General features: G+C 74.1%; 16 protein-coding genes. 10 read left to right on the forward strand and 6 right to left on the reverse strand.

What is annotated here, in order from left to right:
• Window positions 1–12 precede the first annotated feature (12 nt).
• The 4 genes from PSED_RS00990 to PSED_RS01005 all read left to right on the forward strand — a co-directional run bounded on the left by PSED_RS00990 (window position 13) and on the right by PSED_RS01005 (window position 4918).
• Window positions 13–1416, forward strand: a complete 1404-nt coding sequence (locus PSED_RS00990; RefSeq protein WP_013672406.1) for an acyltransferase family protein — start codon at window positions 13–15, stop codon at window positions 1414–1416.
• Between the two features lie 51 nt (window positions 1417–1467).
• A complete protein-coding gene (locus PSED_RS00995; protein ID WP_013672407.1) occupies window positions 1468–2127 on the forward strand; it encodes a class I SAM-dependent methyltransferase in 660 nt (219 codons plus the stop codon).
• Window positions 2128–2138: 11 nt separating this feature from the next.
• Window positions 2139–2792 carry a nitroreductase family protein gene (locus PSED_RS01000; RefSeq protein WP_041760267.1) on the forward strand — a complete coding sequence of 218 codons (654 nt, stop codon included), beginning with the start codon at window positions 2139–2141 and terminating at the stop codon, window positions 2790–2792.
• 119 nt (window positions 2793–2911) lie between these two features.
• On the forward strand, window positions 2912–4918 hold the full coding sequence (locus tag PSED_RS01005) for a hypothetical protein (RefSeq protein ID WP_013672409.1): 2007 nt from the start codon (window positions 2912–2914) through the stop codon (window positions 4916–4918).
• A gap of 40 nt (window positions 4919–4958) precedes the next feature.
• Here the strand turns inward: PSED_RS01005 and dprE2 are convergent, their stop codons facing one another.
• Complete coding sequence (dprE2, locus tag PSED_RS01010; RefSeq protein WP_013672410.1) at window positions 4959–5714, reverse strand: decaprenylphospho-beta-D-erythro-pentofuranosid-2-ulose 2-reductase; 756 nt, start codon at window positions 5712–5714, stop codon at window positions 4959–4961.
• Between the two features lie 3 nt (window positions 5715–5717).
• Window positions 5718–7091, reverse strand: coding sequence for a decaprenylphosphoryl-beta-D-ribose oxidase (dprE1, locus tag PSED_RS01015; protein WP_013672411.1), 1374 nt, complete (start codon window positions 7089–7091; stop codon window positions 5718–5720).
• A gap of 174 nt (window positions 7092–7265) precedes the next feature.
• Here dprE1 and PSED_RS01020 point away from each other — a divergent pair, with 174 nt between their 5' ends.
• Both PSED_RS01020 and PSED_RS01025 read left to right on the forward strand, forming a co-directional pair.
• Window positions 7266–9026, forward strand: a complete 1761-nt coding sequence (locus tag PSED_RS01020) for a hypothetical protein (RefSeq protein WP_013672412.1) — start codon at window positions 7266–7268, stop codon at window positions 9024–9026.
• Between the two features lie 32 nt (window positions 9027–9058).
• On the forward strand, window positions 9059–9670 hold the full coding sequence (locus PSED_RS01025) for a DUF1707 SHOCT-like domain-containing protein (protein ID WP_013672413.1): 612 nt from the start codon (window positions 9059–9061) through the stop codon (window positions 9668–9670).
• A gap of 27 nt (window positions 9671–9697) precedes the next feature.
• Here the strand turns inward: PSED_RS01025 and PSED_RS01030 are convergent, their stop codons facing one another.
• The 4 genes from PSED_RS01030 to PSED_RS01045 are packed head-to-tail and all read right to left on the reverse strand — an operon-like array spanning window position 9698 to window position 12367.
• Window positions 9698–10447 (reverse strand): ABC transporter permease, encoded by a 750-nt coding sequence (locus PSED_RS01030; RefSeq protein WP_013672414.1) that lies wholly within the window; start codon window positions 10445–10447, stop codon window positions 9698–9700.
• On the reverse strand, window positions 10444–11367 hold the full coding sequence (locus PSED_RS01035; protein ID WP_013672415.1) for an ABC transporter ATP-binding protein: 924 nt from the start codon (window positions 11365–11367) through the stop codon (window positions 10444–10446). The genes PSED_RS01030 and PSED_RS01035 overlap by 4 nt, the downstream gene beginning before the upstream one ends.
• Window positions 11364–11714, reverse strand: a complete 351-nt coding sequence (locus tag PSED_RS01040) for a transcriptional regulator (protein WP_049803582.1) — start codon at window positions 11712–11714, stop codon at window positions 11364–11366. Before PSED_RS01040 ends, PSED_RS01035 begins: the two co-directional genes overlap by 4 nt.
• 5 nt (window positions 11715–11719) lie before the next feature.
• Entirely contained in the window at window positions 11720–12367 is a 648-nt protein-coding gene (locus PSED_RS01045) for a hypothetical protein (RefSeq protein ID WP_013672417.1), read from the reverse strand.
• Between the two features lie 188 nt (window positions 12368–12555).
• Here PSED_RS01045 and PSED_RS01050 point away from each other — a divergent pair, with 188 nt between their 5' ends.
• From PSED_RS01050 to PSED_RS01065, 4 genes are all read left to right on the forward strand, one after another.
• Window positions 12556–15264 (forward strand): winged helix-turn-helix domain-containing protein, encoded by a 2709-nt coding sequence (locus PSED_RS01050; protein ID WP_202946337.1) that lies wholly within the window; start codon window positions 12556–12558, stop codon window positions 15262–15264.
• A 205-nt stretch (window positions 15265–15469) separates the two neighbouring features.
• A complete protein-coding gene (locus PSED_RS01055; RefSeq protein ID WP_013672419.1) occupies window positions 15470–15691 on the forward strand; it encodes a DUF8691 family protein in 222 nt (73 codons plus the stop codon).
• A 21-nt stretch (window positions 15692–15712) separates the two neighbouring features.
• The gene (locus tag PSED_RS01060) at window positions 15713–16432 is read left to right on the forward strand and encodes a DUF4386 domain-containing protein (protein WP_013672420.1); all 720 of its coding nucleotides are present in this window, start codon (window positions 15713–15715) and stop codon (window positions 16430–16432) included.
• 148 nt (window positions 16433–16580) lie between these two features.
• A complete protein-coding gene (locus tag PSED_RS01065) occupies window positions 16581–17021 on the forward strand; it encodes a GtrA family protein (protein ID WP_013672421.1) in 441 nt (146 codons plus the stop codon).
• Window positions 17022–17025 lie beyond the last annotated feature (4 nt).

A 17025-nucleotide genomic window follows, 5' to 3' on the forward strand; every position in this document is an offset into this window, starting at 1 on the left:
GTTCAGGTTCGTGTGACGACCACTGCCGCGGACAGCGGCACGCGCCCTCTCGCGGGGCACCTGCGGGCACTCACCGGACTGCGCGTCGTCGCCGCCGTCTGGGTCGTCGTCTTCCACTTCCACTTCACGGCGCTGCCGGGGATGGCCGACGTCGTGAAGGTCGCCGGGCCGGTCGTGACGACGGGCGCACTCGGCGTCGACCTGTTCTTCGTGCTCAGCGGGTTCGTGATCGCCTACACCTACCTCGACGCGCTCGGCCCGGCAGTGCACGTGAGGGCCGCGGCGCGGTTCGTGTGGGCGCGGGCGGCGCGGCTGTGGCCCGCCTACGTCGTCGTGTTCAACCTGTTCGGCGTCTGGGTGCTCGCGCGGTACCTGTTCGGCCACGACGGGGTGGTCGCCTTCCAGTCGGTGCAGCCGGTCGTCAGCGTCGGGGAGTGGGTCCGCCAGCTGTTCATGGTCCAGCTGTGGGACCACAGCTTCTTCGACGGCGCGTCGTGGGTCGGGTCGACGTGGTCGATCAGTGCTGAGTGGCTCGCCTACCTGCTGTTCCCGCTCGCCGCACCGATGGTCCACCGCATCCGCCGGCTGCCCGTCCCGGTTCTCGCCGTGGTCGCGCTCGCGCTCATGGCTCCGATGGCCTGGGCCTACCTCGCGCTCGGCAGCCCGTACTACCCGTGGAGCTGGGTCACCCGGATCCTGTGCGGGTTCGGTGCCGGGGTGCTGGTCTGCGTGATCGTGCGCCGCATCCGGGTCACCCCGCGCGCCCGCCGGGTCGCCTCGCACGTCGCGAACGGAGGCGTCGTGGCGATCGTGGCCGGGCTGTGGGTGGGTGAGCGGGTCGCGCCGGGGCGCGGCGGGGTCGTCATCGTGTTGTTCCCCGTGCTGATCGGTGCGCTCGCGCTGGCCGACGGCGGCGTGGCGCGGCTGCTGTCCTCGCGGGCGTTCGTCGCGGGGGGCCGGGCGTCCTACAGCCTCTACCTCGTCCACATCCCGATCTTCGAGGTCTACTGGCTGGCCATGGCGTACGTGTCCGCGCTGTGGCAGCCCACCGTCGCCGCGCACCTCGTCGGGCTGGCGGTTCTGGCCCTGACGGGACCGACGGCCTGGGCGCTGCACCGGTGGGTCGAGGAGCCGGGCAGCCGGTGGATGCGGGCGCTGCCGGCGCGACTCGCCATCCGGCACAACCGGGCCGGACGCGCGACACTGCACACGTCGCCGGGTGGCGGTCCGTCGCGCGACCGCCGGCCGCCGCTCGGCACACACCCCGTGGCCGCGGGTCCGACCGTGTCCTACGGGCCGCCCCGTCAGCGCAGGCCCCGGCACGCGGCGGCGCTGGGAGTGCCGTCCGCGCTCGTCACCACGGGGGCTCCGGTCGCCGGCGGGAGACACGCCCGCAGGCCCGCGACGGGCGTCTGACCACAGGGGCCCGCTCGCACCCGCCGGCTCGCCGATGGTGTGCTGACCACGATGAGCGACGACCAGCCCCCTCCCGGTGCGCCGACCTCGACGGCCCGCGCCGAGCGCGTGACCGAGTGGCACGTGCGGGTCGCCCGGCACCACCTCGGCCCCGGCCCCTATCTCGACCACCTCTGTACCGACGGCAGGCGGCTGCGCCTGCTCTCGCGGGAGGGCCCGGCAAGCGGGTACGTCGCCGACGCCACCGTTGTGCAGCGGGTCCGCGAGGAGGCACCGGGCTGCCCCGTCGTCGGCGACCCCGACGACCTCCCCGACGCCGGCTTCCACGCGGTCGTCGCCGTCGAGGGCCTCGACGCACTCGACGACGCGGGAGTCCTCGCCGCGATCGACCTGTGGAAGCGGGTGCTGCGGCCCGGTGGTCGCGTCCTCGTGCAGGCGCCCGACGCCGGGGGACGCGGGCCGGTGCTGCGTGGCGTCGAGCGGGTGCTCGGCGACCGGGACCACGGGCGTTGGGCAGAGCTGCTGGAGAGCGGCGGCCTGACGATCCTGCGCCAGGGCAGCGACGGCCTGTCGCGTCCGCCCTACGGCCGGGTGCCGGCCTGGCTGGACGTGCGGCTGCTGTCCACCTCGTCCCAGTTGTCGGCGGGCCGGCTGGTGCTCGGGCCCGGGTCGGGCGAGGCCGCGGTGTTCGTCGTGGAGGTTCCCGGGTGATGATCGGGGGCATGACCGAACTGCTGCCCCTCGACCCCGACCAGCTGCTGACGACGACCCGGTCCGTCCGCAAGCGTCTCGACCTCGAACGTCCGGTGCCGCTGGAGATCGTCCGGGAGTGCCTCGAGATCGCCATGCAGGCGCCGACCGGCAGCAACCGGCAGGGCTGGCACTGGATCGTCGTGACCGACCCCGATCTGCGCAGGTCCGTCGCCGACCTCTACGCGCGCTCCTATCGCGCCTACCGCGACAGCGCCACGTACGCGGGCTCGGGCGACCCGTCGCAGAGCGCCGAGCGCCAGGCCACCCAGGCCCGGGTCAGCACCAGCGCCGACTTCCTCGCCGACCACATGGCCGAGGTCCCGGTGCTGGTCATCGGCGCCATCCACGCCGGAGCCGAGCTCCCCGCGGGCAACCAGGCCGGTCTGTGGGGATCGCTGCTCCCCGCGGCGTGGAGCCTGCAGCTCGCCCTGCGCGCCCGCGGCCTCGGCAGCGCCTGGACGACGCTGCACCTCAGCTACGAGAAGGAGGTCGCCGAGATCCTGGGCATCCCGCCGAACGTCCGGCAGGGCGTCCTGCTGCCCGTCGCCTGGACGAAGGGCACCGACTTCAAGCCCGCCCACCGCGAACCGCTCGACACCGTCCTCCACGTCGACGGCTGGTGAGTCGGACGGGCCCTCCGACACGCGACCGTTCGGACGCTCGCGGACCCGACCTCGGCAATAGCATGGGGGTGGGCCCCGATCCGGGGCCGTTCCCGCGTTGATCGGATGGAGTGCCCGTCGTGGCGACGGTGACCGGGGCGGGCGCGACCGTCGGGCCGGGGACGGCGGCACCGGACGGTGCCGCGGTCCGGCGCAGGCGGTGGGTCCGCGCCGTGCTCGTCGGGCTCGCCGCAGGCGGTGTCGTCCTCGGCGCGCGTGCGACGGGGCTGCTGATCGGCGGCCCGGGCCTGCTGCTGACGGTCGTGCTGGTGCTGCTGATCCCGACCTCGCGTGAGTTCTCGCGCCGGGTGCTGCTCGTCGGCTGCGTCCTCGTCGGCTGGCTGCCGGTGCTGTGGTGGGCGCCGATGCCGTTCGCCGGCCTGGGCCGGATGACCGTCGCCCTCGCCGCGACGGCCGCGCTGCTCGCCGCGTGGGTCGCCGCCGCCCCGCAGCCGGCGCGGCGGCTGCGGGCGCTGGTCCCGCGCTTCCGCGTGGTCGACGCCTACCCGGTGCTGGTCGTCGGGGCCGGTGCGGTCCTCCTCGCGCCGTGGCTGACCGTCAAGACGCCGGTCCAGTCGCTCGGCATGCTCATGCTGAGCTGGGACAACTCGGCCCACTTCGGCATGTTCCACATGATCCGCACGACGGGCGTGACCGCCGACGTCCTCCCGCCCCCCGCGACGGGCGGGCCGTGGCAGTTCGCGAGCTATCCGCAGGGCTTCCACACGCTGGTCGCGGCGCTCGTCGAGGTCTTCGACGGTCCGCAGGTCGCGTCCGTCGGCGGTGAGCTGCTCAGCTACACGCGCGGGGCGGCGCTGCTCGTCGTCGCCGCGACGGCGATGCTCGTCGCCGGGCTGGTCGCGCTGCCGTCGCTGCGGCGGCGACCGTTGCTCGCGCTGCCGCTCGCGACGCTCGTCGCCGCCGTGTTCCTCCTCGGGCCCGCGTCCTCGGCCTTCTACGACGGTTTCGGCAACTACGTGCTGGCCTGCGCGCTGGTCGTGGCGATCGCGCTGGTCGTCGTGCCTGCCGCGCGGGTGCTCTCGCCGCTGCACCTGCTGGCACTGGCGGGGGCGGTCGTCGGTGTCGCGCAGGGCTGGGCGCTCCTCGGTGTGCTCGCCGCGCCCGCGGCCATCGCGGCCCTGCTCCCGTTGCGGCGCGGCCGGTGGCGGACGCGGCCGGTCCGGTTGCTCGCGTGCGTCGTCGTGCTCGTGGCGGCGGGCGCGTGCCTGGCCCGCACGGTCGTCGTGCTCGCGACGGTCGGCGTGCCGAACCCGCTCGTCCTCACCGGCGGGCTCAGCCAGCCGAACCTGGGACTGGCGATCGGTGCGGCGGCCGCGGCGATCGTCGTGCCGATCGGGATGCGCTGGTGGACGAGGCGTCCCGAGCGACCGCGGCTCGTCGCGCTCGTGGCGGTGCCCGTCGCGGGGGTGCTCTGCAGCGTCGTCCTCGTGGTCATGCAGGTGGCGGCCACGGGCTCGGTCAGCTACTACGGCTACAAGTTCATGACGGCGGTGGAGATCGTCGCGCTGTGCCTGCTCGCGGTGCTGGGCGCGCACCTCGGCCGCCGGGTCACCCGCCGCCGCTGGCTCGTCGCGCCCGCGGCGCTGCTGTCGCTGGTCGTGGCGGCCGCGGCGACGCAGGCGTTCGGCTGGACGTTCGCGCAGATCCCGCCCGGACCGACGGCGGGCCTCGAGACGGCGGCACCCGCCGGGCTCGTCAGCCGCGAGATGGAGTACCGGCTCATCGACTCCCCGCCGACGACGGCCGACCTCGCCGAGCGGGTCGGCGGCGGCGCGCCCGACCTGCCCGGAATCGTCGTCTACCTCGACGTCACCGACGGCTACCCGGTCGACCCGATGATGGCCGCGCAGTGGTACTTCGCGCTGACCGGCACCTGGACGGCCGAGGGCAACGCGCTCGCCTCCGAGATCACCCTGCACGGCCGGGCGATGCAGGACTGGGCGACGGTGGCCGCGAGGATCCTGCGGGCCCGCACGGACGTGTGGATCGCGGTGCGGCCGCAGGAGGCCCCGGCGCTGCGGGCGCTGCTGCCGACGAGGCTGGCGGCCCGCGTGACCACCCTGTGAGCGCCGATGGTCGCCACGACGACCATCGGCGCCCACGACCTCAGAGCGGCAGGCGGCGGAAGATCGGCCGCGGCACGTGCCGCAGGATGCTCATGACGAACCGCAGCGGCGCGGGCGCCCACACCAGCTCCTTGCGGGTGCGCACCGCGTCGGCGACGATCGCCGCGACGGCCTCGGGCGTCGTCGAGAGCGGGGCGGCCTGCAGGCCCTCGGTCATCTTCGTGTGCACGAACCCCGGCCGGACGACGGTGACGACCACGCCGTGCGGGCGCAGCGCCTCGGTGAGACCGGAGTAGAACGCGTCGAGACCCGCCTTCGTGGAGCCGTAGACGAAGTTCGAGCGACGCGCACGCTCGCCCGCGACCGACGACAGGGCGACCAGCGCGCCGTGGCCCTGCTCCTTGAGCCTGTCCGCGACCAGCACCCCGACCGAGACCGCCGCCGTGTAGTTGACCTGCGCGAGCTCGACGGCGTGCGCGGCGTCGGTCCAGGCCTGCTCGTTGTCGCCCAGCAGCCCGAACGCGACTACGGCGACGTCGACGTCACCACCGGCGAACGCCTTCTGCACGACGTCGGCGTGCGAGCCGAGGTCGGTGGCGTCGAACTCGACGGTCTCGACGGCGCAGCCGCGGCCCTCGAGCCGGGCGCGGGCCTCGTCGAGACGGGGGGAGGGGCGCGCGGCGAGCACCACTCGCATCGGCCGGTCGGAGGCGAACGCCTCGACGACGGCGAGGCCGATCTCGGAGGTGCCGCCGAGCAGCAGGATGCTCTGCGGGTTGCCCACGGCGTCGATCATCGGTTACACGAGCTCCAGTCGTCGTGACATGTCGGACGCGAAGACGCCCTCGGGGTCGACGGCGGCGCGGACCTTGCGCCACTCGTCCAGTCGCGGGTAGCCCCGGCGGATCGCCTCCGCGGAGGTGCGCGACTCCTTGGCCAGGTAGTGCCGCCCGCCCGCGTCGAGCACGATGGTGTCGAGCTCGTCGCACAGCTCGCCGAGCCCGCGGCCGATCGGGATGTCGACGCACAACGTCCAGCCCGGCCTCGGGAACGACAGCGGTGCCCGGTTGCCCTCGCCGAACCGCTTGAGGACGTTCAACGCCGAGACCTTGCCCGCCGCGGTGATCCGCTCCAGCACCGTCCTGATCACGTCGCCGCGGTCCGGCGGGACGACGAACTGGTACTGCAGGAACCCGTTGGGCCCGTAGCCACGGTTCCACTCGCCGATGATGTCGAGCGGGTGCAGGAACTGCGTGATGTTCTGGACGGCGCCGTGCTTCGTCGGCGACTTCCGGTACCAGAGCTCGCTGAAGATCTTCCCGGTCAGCTTGTTGAGCATCCCGGGCGGGAACACGTCGGGCACGGTGAGCAGCTGCGGCGCGTCGAACTTCAGCGGCTGGGCGCGCAGCTTCTCCGGCAGGTCGTCGAGGCGCGCGTGGTTGGCGCGGGTGAGGATGCCGCGGCCGAAGTGCGGCCCCGTCGTCACCGCGTCGAACCAGGACACCGACTCCGCGTACTTCTCGTCGTCGCGGGTCTGGCGGTCCATGAGGTCGTCGAGGTTGTCGATCTGGTCGGTGTCGACGAGGAAGTACGCCGTCTCGACGTGGTGCAGCCGCAGCCGCGCCCGCACGACGATGCCGGTGAGACCCATGCCGCCGACGGTCGCCCAGAACAGCTCGGAGCCCTCGCCGTCGGGTGTCAGCTCGCGGACCGCGCCGTCGGCGGTGACCAGCACCATCGACTCGACGTGGTTGCCGAAGCTGCCCACGACGTGGTGTGCCTTGCCGTGGATGTCCGCGCCGATCGCGCCGCCGATCGTCACCTGCCGGGTGCCGGGCAGCACGGGGAGCCACAGCCCGAACGGCAGCGCCGCGCGCATCAGGGTGTCGAGGCTGACGCCGGCGTCGACGTCGACCAGGCCGGACTCCGCGTCGATCGAGTGGATGCGCGACAGGCCAGTCATCTCGACGACGCGCCCGCCGCCGTTCTGTGCCGGGTCGCCGTAGGAGCGCCCGAGGCCGCGGGCGATGACGCCGCGCGGGCCGGCGCCGCGGATCGCGGTGGCGACCTCCTCGGGATCGCGCGGCGTCACGACCTCGGCGACCGAGGGCGCCGTGCGACCCCATCCGTGCAGGCGGCGGGGCTCCCCGACGGGAGCGGGCAGGCTCGACATCGCGGCCAGGCTACGCGGGTCGCCGGTCCGACCGGCGTGGGCCTGCTCGGTGCGAGCCCCTCCCCCGCAGGAACGGCACTTTCCCGCAGCCCAGTTGCGGGAAAGTGCCGTTCCTGCACCCTGGGGAGCCCGGGACTGCCGGGGCCACCCGCGCCGTGTGTCAGGGTGGTCGGCGTGCTCGACGTGTCGACGGCCGCCGCGCCGGTCGCGGACCGTCCGCGGCAGGTCGCCAGGGTGCGCCTGCCGCCGCTGCTGCTGGTCGGGCTGGCCTACCTCGCGGTCTCGCTCGGTCTGCAGCACCGCGTCCTCGGCGCCTTCACGACGTCGACGATCGGCGACGTCACCGGCGACCCCGACCTCTTCGCGTGGTGGCTCACCTGGACCCCGTGGGCGGTCCTGCACGGCCAGAACCCGCTGGTCACCAACTGGATGCACTACCCGCTCGGCGTCAACGGCATGTGGAACACGACGGTCCCGCTGCTCGGCGTGCTCCTCGCGCCGGTCACGCTCACAGCGGGGCCGGTCGCGTCGTACAACGCCGGCATGATCCTCGGCCCTGTCGTGTCCGGGGTGGCGCTCGCCTGGGCCCTGGGCCCGTGGGTGCGCCGGTGGCCCGCGCGGGCGGTGGCCGGGGCCATGTACGCGTTCGGGCCGTTCCTGGTGGCGCACGCGTCGGCCGGGCACCTGAACCTGGTGTGGTCGGTGTTCCCGCCGGTCCTGCTCCGCCTCGTGCACGTGCTGTTCGTCCGCGGCCCGCGTCGTCCCTACCGCACGGGCGCCCTGGTCGGGCTGGTGCTCGCCGCGCAGACCCTGCTCTACACGCAGACGCTCGCGCTCGGGGTGCTGATGCTCGTCGTCACGGCGGTCGTGCTGGCGATCCGGTTCCCGGCGCGGGTGCGGCCGGCACTCCCCGGGCTGGTCCGGGCGGGCGCGGCGTGCGTCGGCGTGTACGCGGTGGTGTGCGCGTACCCGCTGTGGCTGATCCTCGCCGGCCCGCAACGGCCGCGCTCGACGATCCGCGATCCGCTCTACGGCGTCACCGACCTCGCCAACGTCGTCGTGCCGACGCCGCTCACCGCCCTGCGCCTGGTCCCCCACGGTATCGCGGACACCATGCGCGCCAACGTCGGCGAGCAGGGCGGCTACCTCGGGCCGGCGATGATCGTGCTGGTGGCGGTCCTGGTCGTCGTCGTGCGGTCGACGCCGTTGCGGATCGCGGCGACCGTCGGGCTCGTGTCGCTGGTGCTCTCGTTGGGGCCGTCGCTGGTGGTCGCCGACCACGAGACGGGCTTCCCGCTGCCGTGGACGGTGCTGTCGCCGGTGCCGCTGCTCGGCGAGGCGGAACCGGTCCGGCTGCAGGCGGTCACGCTCATGTGCGTCGCGATGGTCGTCGGCATCTGGCTCGACCGGCTCACCTCGATCCGCCGTCTCGCCGGGGTCGGTGCCGCGTCCCTGGCGACGGCGTTCGCCCTGCTCACCCTGCTGCCCGCGGGGGCGTACGCGGCCCGCGAGGCGGCGACCCCGACGTTCTTCGCCCATGCGGCGCAGCACCTGCGGCCGGGCGACGTCGTCGAGACCGTGCCGGCGGTGACCAGCGTGTGGGACGGCGGGGCCCGGCCGATGCGCTGGCAGGCGCAGGCCGACATGGGCTACAAGATCGTCGGGGGCTACTTCATCGGCTCCGACGCGGCGAACGACGTGCTCATCGAGGCACCCGTCACGCCCTACCAGCGCGGGGTCGACGACATCGCGGCGCGCCGGCCGGTCTCGGTCCCGGCGAGCGCCGCGGCCGAGTCGTTGCGCGCGGCGGGCGTGACCGTCGTGGTCGTCGTCCCGGAGCCCGACCGCGACACCCCGGCGGTGCTGGCATGGACGGCCGCCGCGACGGGCGTCACCGGGACACCTGTCGACGACGCCTGGGTGTTCCGCCTCTGACGTGCGGCGCAGTCGCGACTAGGCTTGCTGTGGTGAGCCTGCAGCCGTCGTCGCCCGGTGAGCCGCCGGGGATTCGCATCTCCGACGCCGACCGCGAGCGTGCTGCCCAGCGGCTGCACACCGCGCTCACCGAGGGCCGCATCACCGTCGCCGAGCTGGAGGAGCGGCTGGCGGTCGTCTACGCGGCCCGCTACGGCTCCGAGCTCGTCCCGCCGCTGGCCGACCTCCCGGGCGACCCGCTCGACGTCACCGTCCCCGCCCCACCGCCCTCGACGCCCGCGGGCCCGCCCGTCGTCCTGCGGACGGGGATGGGGTCGTTGCGGCGCAGCGGATCCTGGCAGGTCCCGGCGCGGCTGCGGGTGCAGAGCGGGATGGGCTCGGTCGTCCTCGACTTCTGCGAGGCCGAGATCCGGCACCCCGTCGTCGAGATCGAGTTCGAGCTGGGTGCCGGATCGGCCCGGGTCCTGCTGCCGGACAATGCGACCGCCGACGTCGACGGCCTCGTCTCCGGGATGGGGAGCGTCAAGTCGAAGGTGCCCGCGACGCCGCGGCCCGGCGCGACCCACTTCCGGATCTACGGCCGCACGACGATGGGGTCGGTGACCGTCCGACGCCGGTACCGCCTCGCGGGGCACTGGTTCTGACCGAGTTCCCGTGAGTGGGCTGGGGGATCAGCGGAAGCGCCTGCCCTCGTCGCGACGGTAGGCCCAGCCCGCCAGCGCGGCCGTGACGACGACCCAACCGGCGAACGCGACGACGGTCAGCACGCTCGGCGCTATGCCCTGCACCGCCCAGACGACGATGTCGCGGGCCCCGCGCGAGGGCAGCAGCTGCGAGACCGTCTGCAGCCAGACCGGGAACAGCTGCGGCGGCAGGAACAGCCCGCCGCCGAACGCCAGCGGGAAGAAGATCAGCTGCGTGACGGGCAGCGCCGCCTTCACCGGCAGCGAGTAGCCGACGGTCAGCCCGCCCAGCAGGAACGGCAGGCCCGCGACCAGCATCGCGACCAGCCCGGCGAGAAAGCGCAGGGGGGTCGTCGTCGCCGAGGTCAGGGCCGCGCCGACGACCGTCACCGGCACGATCGCGATGAGCGCGAACACGAAGCCGGTGAGCAGCCTGCCGGCGATCCGCGGCGTCGCGGCCGCGGGCAGCGTCCGGACGTAGGGGTCCCAGGCGTGCTCGCGGTCGTCGGCCACCCCGACGCCGAAGGTGAACAGGAAGCTCGACAGCACGCCGAACACCGCGAGCTGCACGACCGCCGACGTGGCGGCCACGCTGTCGTCGCCGTAGCCGAACGGGACGACGAAGAACAGCAGCGAGAGCGCCGGGAAGATCGCGGCCGAGCCGACGGCGATCGGCACCCGGAGGTTCTCCAGGAGCAGGTAGCGGAAGTGCGTCCGGGTCAGTGCGAGGGTCGTCATGCCGCCGCCTCCGTGAGCGTCAGGAACGCCTCTTCCAGGGATGCCGTGCGGACCTGCAGGTCGCGGAACGCCGCCCCGCTGCGCACGAGGTCGCGCACGAGCAGATCGGCGTCGGCGGTGTGCAGGCGGTGCCGGTCGCCGTCGACGTCGTCGCGGACGACGCCCGGCAGCGGCGGCAGCGCGTCCGACCGCAGCTCGACGAGCGAGAGCCCGACGAGTCGCCGCACCGACGCCGTGTCGCCCTCGGCGAGCACCCGGCCCGCCCCGATGACGACGACGCGCTGTGCGAGCTCCTCGATCTCGTCGAGGTAGTGGCTGGTCAGCAGCACGGTGCCGCCCCCGTCGTGGTAGGCGCGCACGCCGTCCCACAGCGCGCGGCGGGCCTCGACGTCGAGCCCCGTGGTCGGCTCGTCGAGCACGACGAGCGCCGGGTCGCCCGCGAACGCCAGTGCCACCGCGAGCCGGCGCTTCTGCCCGCCCGACAACCCGCCGCACTGGCGTCGCTCCAGCCCCGTGAGCCCGAACCGCTCCAGCACCTCACCGGCGGGCAGCGGCTGCGGGTAGTGCCGCGAGACGAAGGACAGCACCTCGCCCACCCGCAACGTGGCCGGCAGCCCGGTCTCCTGCGGGGTGACGCCGAGGCGCTGCCGGCGGCCGGGGTCGGTCGGGTCGCCGCCGAAGAGCTCGACGCGGCCGGAGTCGGGCCTGCGCAGCCCGGTGAGCAGGCTCAGCAGCGTCGACTTGCCCGCGCCGTTGGGACCGAGCAGGCCGGTGATCGTGCCCCGCACGACGTCGAGGTCGACGCCGTTCAACGCCACCGTCGAACCGAAGCGGCGGATGACGCCGCGGGCCGTGGCGACGGGGCGGACCAACTGCTCGCCCACGTCGGAGGGGGTCCGCTGCGCGGTGTCGGTGGTCATGGCGCCGTGCTCCTGTCCGGGTCGTCGGCCTCGCGCGGCGCGACGGCGGCCGCGGTGGCGGGGTCGAGCAGCGCGCGCAGCGCCGCGGTGTAGTCCTCGAAGGCGCGCCTGCCCCGGTGCGTGAGCTCCACGTACGTCACGGGCGTGCGCCGCTGATGGGCCTTGGTGATCTCGACGTAGCCCGCGTCCTCGAGCTTGCGCAGGTGCGTCGAGAGGTTGCCCGCGGTCATGTCGAGCAGCTCCTGCAACCGGGGGAACGTGATCTTGTCGCCGGCGCACAGGGAGGCGAGGCTCGCCGTCACCCGCAGCCGTGCCTGCGCGTGGATCACCGGGTCGAGCTCGGGCATCGCGGTCACCGGGCACTCCGGCGGGCCAGCGCCCGGACCCCGGCGAACAGCAGCGCCCCGCCGCCGCCGAGCCCGATGACCAGCGGGCTCGCCGGCAGCCCGACGAGCATCGACACCACCGCGACGACCATGATCCAGATGCCGAGCACGTAGTCGACCCGGCTCGTCCAGATCGCGCCCGACAGCATGTAGAGCGCACCGGCCAGGAACACGTAAAGCGCGGGGCCGACGACGGCCATCGTGTCGCCGGGGACGCCCGTCGAGCCGAGGGCGCCGACGAGCACGCCGAGCAGCACCATCGAGATCGGCCAGCTCAGGCCGTACCAGAGGCCCTGCCGGGTCGACGGTCCGCTGATCCCGCGCCCGGTCCGGATGCCGATGACCGCGCTCAGGACGGAAGCGGCCACGACCGCCACGCCCGTTCCCCAGCCGGAGGCGGCGGGGCTCACGACGTCGATCCCGGCCAGGAACCACACGAGGCCGATCACCACCCAGACGACGCCCCAGATCGTGTAGAAGACGCCGATGCTGGGTGTGAGCCGCGACGCCGCGTGCGACTGCGCCTGCTGGATGATCGCCAGCGCGTCGGCGGCGGAGGGGGTCACGTCCCCGTCCGTGCCCTGCTCGCGCCCGGTCGTGCCGCGCTCTGCCATGGCGCGTTCCCCCAAACCAGTTTGAACCAGTGGCAACTTTGTAGCGCAAACTCCACTGCCATGGCAAGTGAGTTCCTCGGTACGGGTCTGATGCGATGGCCGACGACGCCGTCGCCCGCCGCACCGGATCGCCCGACGCCGCCGGCACGCCGGGTCGTCGACACCGTCCGGCCGGGTTGAGACCATGCGTGCGAGGCGGTCCCGGCGTCGCGACGGAGGTGCTCGTGGTGCAGCCGCTGCTCGCGACCAAGCTCCACGTCCCCAAGCGACGCCGCGCCCTGGTGCCGCGGCCGCGGCTCAGTGAGCGGCTGAGCCGCGCCGACGGCGCCGCGTTGACGCTGGTCTCGGCGCCTGCCGGGTTCGGCAAGACGACCGTCCTGACCGAGTGGCTCGACTCCGGCAGCACCGGGGCGGGCGCGGTCGCATGGCTCTCGCTCGACGAGGGGGACAACGACCCGGCCGTGTTCTGGACATACGTCCTCGCGGCGCTGCGGACCGTGTCGGACGCCATCGGGGCCGACGTCGGGTCGTCCGTCGACGCCGTGCCGACGCGGCTGGTCAACGAGCTCGCGGCGCTCCCCGGCGAGCTCGTCCTGGTGCTCGACGACTACCACGTCGTCGACTCGTCCGAGGTCCGTGACGGCGTGCAGCTCCTGGTCGAGCACCTGCCCGCACAGGTCAGGCTCGTCATCGCGACGCGGACCGACCCCGTCCTCCCGCTGGCGCGGATGCGCGGGCGCGGGGAGCTCGTCGAGCTGCGCGCCGCGGACCTCCGGTTCACCGACGAGGAGGCGGCGACCTACCTCGGCGAGGTCATGGGCCTCGACCTCACCGGCGACGACGTCGCGGCACTCGAGGCCAGGACGGAGGGCTGGATCGCCGCCCTGCAGCTCGCGGCGTTGTCGATGCAGGACCGCGACGACGTCGCCGGCTTCATCGCGAACTTCGCCGGGGACGACCGCTACATCGTCGACTACCTCGTCGAGGAGGTCCTGCAGCGCCAGCCGGAGCCCGTCCGCTCGTTCCTGTTGCAGACGTCGGTGCTGGGCAGGTTGACCGGCCCGCTGTGCGACGCAGTCACCGGCCGCGACGACGGCGCCGCCGTGCTCGACGCGCTCGACCGCGGCAACCTCTTCGTCGTCCCGCTCGACACCCGTCGTCGCTGGTACCGGTACCACCACCTGTTCGCCGACGTCCTGCAGGTCCATCTGCTCGACGAGCAGCCCGGCGCCGTCGCCGACCTGCACCGGCGGGCCTGCGCCTGGCACGAGCGCGAGGGCGACCTGGCCGAGGCGGTCGCGCACGCCCTCGCCGCGGGGGACCACGACCGCGCCGCCGACCTGATCGAACCGGCCCTGCCCGCCCTGCAGCAGCACCGGCAGGAGGCGACGATGCGGCGCTGGCTCGAGGCGCTGCCCGACGAGGTCGTCCGCGCCCGGCCGGTGCTCTCCGTCGGGTACGTGGCCGCGCTCATGGTCAGCGGGGACGCCGCAGAGGTCGACGAGCGGCTGCGCGACGTGGAGCGCCTGCTCACCGCGGACGACGCCCCGGCTCCGGGGACGGTCGTCGTCGACGAGGAGGCCTTCCGCAGGCTGCCCGCCGCGATCGCCGTCTACCGCACCGGGCGCTTGCTGCTGTCCGGCGACGTGCCGGGCGCGATCGCCCACGCCCGGACCGCTCTCGACCTCCTGCGTCCCGAGGACCACCAGGGGCGCGGCGCGGTCGCCGGCCTGCTCGGCCTGGCCCACTGGACCACCGGCGATCTTGACGCGGGACTGCGCTGGTGGACCGAGGCGGCCGCCGCGCTGGAGAGCGCGGGATTCAGGTCCGACGTGACGGGTGCAGCTCTCGCAACGGCCGACATCCGCTCGGCGCAGGGCCGCCCGGGCCAGGCGATGGCCGCGTACGACCGGGCCCTGCGGATCGTCGATCCGGGAACCGGGACACCGCTGCGGGGAGCGGCAGACCTGCACGTCGGCATGGCCGGCGTGCTGCTGGAACGCGGCGACGCCGCGGCCGCGCGGCGGCATCTCGCGGCCGCGGACGAGCTGGGGGAGGCCGGCGGGCTGCCGCAGTTCCCGTACCGCCGGTGCGTCGAGCTGGCCCGGGTGCACGAGGCCGACGGCGACGTCGACGGAGCGCTCGCCCTGCTCGCGGAGGCCGAGCGCCGCTACGTCGCCGACTACTTCCCCGAGGTGCGGCCGGTCGCCGCGCTCCGCGCCCGGCTGCTCGCCCGGCAGGGCCGGTGGGGCGAAGCCCTCGGCTGGGCGCGCGAGCGCGGGCTGTCGCCCGCCGACGAGCCCGACTACCTCCACGAGTTCGCGCACCTGTGCCTGGCCCGCGCACTGGTTGCCCGGCACGCCGCCACCGGCGAGCAGCAGGCCCTTCTCGACGCCGTGTCGCTGCTCGACCGGCTGACGGCCGCGGCGGAGGCGGGCGGGCGGACCGGCAGCCTGATCGAGCTGCTGGTCGTGCGGGCCGTCGCCGAGCAGGCGCGCGGCGACACCGGGGCCGCGGCCGCCGCCTTGCGCCGCGCCGTCGACCTCGGCGAGCCGGCGGGCTACGTGCAGGTGTTCCTCGACGAGCGCCGGTCGCTCGCCGCCCTGCTGGCGACGGTCGCGACCCCGGGCGGCGTGCTCGCCGCCCAGGTCCGGCGGCCCACGGCCGACGTCCCGGGCGGCCCGGTCGACGCGCTCACCGCCCGCGAGCTGGACGTCCTGAGGCTGCTGGACACCGACCTGGACGGCCCGGACATCGCGCGCCGGCTGTTCGTGTCCGTCAACACCGTCCGGACCCACACGAAGAACATCTACGCCAAGCTCGGCGTGAACAACCGCCGCGCGGCGGTCCGCCGCGGCGACGAGCTCGGCCTGCTGGGGCGCGCGGGCGAGCGCTGACGGCCGCGGCGCCGCGCGTTTCTCCCGGCATCGCGCGGATCCTGCGGACGGCGCGCGTCCAGCAGCCGGCGCGGCGACCGCACAACCCGCGCGCCGAACTCACCAACCGGCTCACAACGTGTGGTGAGCCGGACTCACCATTACGGCTCCTACGGTCCTGTGCACGGTCGGGAACGGTCCCGGCCGACACGGGCGGGAGACCCGGATGACGACGTATCCGTGCTGCTACGAGGTCCGGCTCGACGGGCGCCTCGACGAGCGCTGGGCCGGCTGGTTCGACGGGATGACGGTCACGACCGACGGCGACGGCACGACGACGCTGCGCGGACCGCTCGTCGACCAGGCGGCACTGCACGGGCTGCTGCGCCGCGTCCACGACCTGGGCCTGGCCCTGGTCTCGGTGACCCGACTCGATCCCGGCCACTGAACGCTGGATGAGGAGACCGACATGACGACCACCGTCGCGACGGCGCCGCCGACGACCGACCCGATGCGCCGCAGGGCGTTCGCCGCGGGTGCGCTCTACCTGCTCACCTTCGTCTCGATGCCGACGCTCGCCCTCTACGGTCCCGTCCGCGAGCATGCCGACCTGGTCCTGGGCGCGGGCAGTACCAACGGGCTGCTCTGGGGTGCGCTGTCCGAGGTCGTCGTCGCCCTCGCCGGCATCGGCACCGCCGTGGTGCTCTACCCCGTCGCGAGGCGGCAGAGCGAGACGGCCGCGCTGGGCTTCGTGACCTCCCGCGTGCTGGAGGCGGCGCTGATCCTGGTCGGCGTCGTGAACGTGCTGTCGATCGTCACGCTGCGCGAGGAAATGGCCGGCACCGCCGGTGCGGACCCCGCCGCGCTGGTCACGACCGCCCACGCACTGGTCGCCGGGTACGACTGGGCGTTCCTGCTCTCGCAGAGCCTCGCGCCGGTCGTCAACGCACTCTGCCTGGGTTACGTGCTGTACCGCTCGGGCCTCGTGCCGCGCGTGCTCCCGCTGATCGGGCTCGTCGGGGCGCCGCTCCTGCTGGCGTCCGACGTCGCGATCTTCTTCGGCCTGTACGACCGGATGGCTCCTGTCGCGGCGTTCAGCGCGCTCCCGATCGCGGTCTGGGAGTTCTCGCTCGGCGTGTACCTGGTCGTCAAGGGCTTCCGCCCGGCCGCCGTCGCGGCGCTGCGCTGATCGACCCTGCCGATCCGGTGCGTGGGGTGACGAATCCGTCGCCCCACGCACCGCACTGCGGGTGCGAGCGGGCGCCGGCACCGGACAGTGACCGCCTTCGAGGGGTCGCTAGCCTGGTCGCGTGACCGCGACGCAGGAGCGTGCCGGGATGAGCCTGGTCGGACAGCTCACCCGCTTCGTCGCCGTCGGCGTCGCCTCGGCGGCGGTCGACTACGGCGTCTACCAGCTCCTGCTGCTCGCCGTCGGGATGGACCCGCACGTCGCCAAGGGCATCAGCTTCATCCTCGGCACGACGACGGCGTACCTGCTCAACCGCCGCTTCACGTTCACCGAGGCCGGCGGTGGCACGGGCCGGTTCGCCGGCTTCGTCGCCCTCTACGCGACGACGTTCGCCATCAACGTCGGTGTCAACGCGCTGGCGCTCGCCCTGCTCCCGCAGATGCCGCTGCGCACGTCGGTGGCCTGGGTCATCGCCCAGGCCTGCGCCACGGCGATCAACTTCGTGATGCTGCGGACCGTCGTGTTCCGCGTCCCGAAGAACGCCGCCCCGAAGAATCCCGCCCCGAAGAATCCCGCCCCGGAAGCCTGACCGG

This window comes from Pseudonocardia benzenivorans CB1190 (genome assembly GCF_000196675.2).
GTDB lineage: Bacteria > Actinomycetota > Actinomycetes > Mycobacteriales > Pseudonocardiaceae > Pseudonocardia > Pseudonocardia benzenivorans.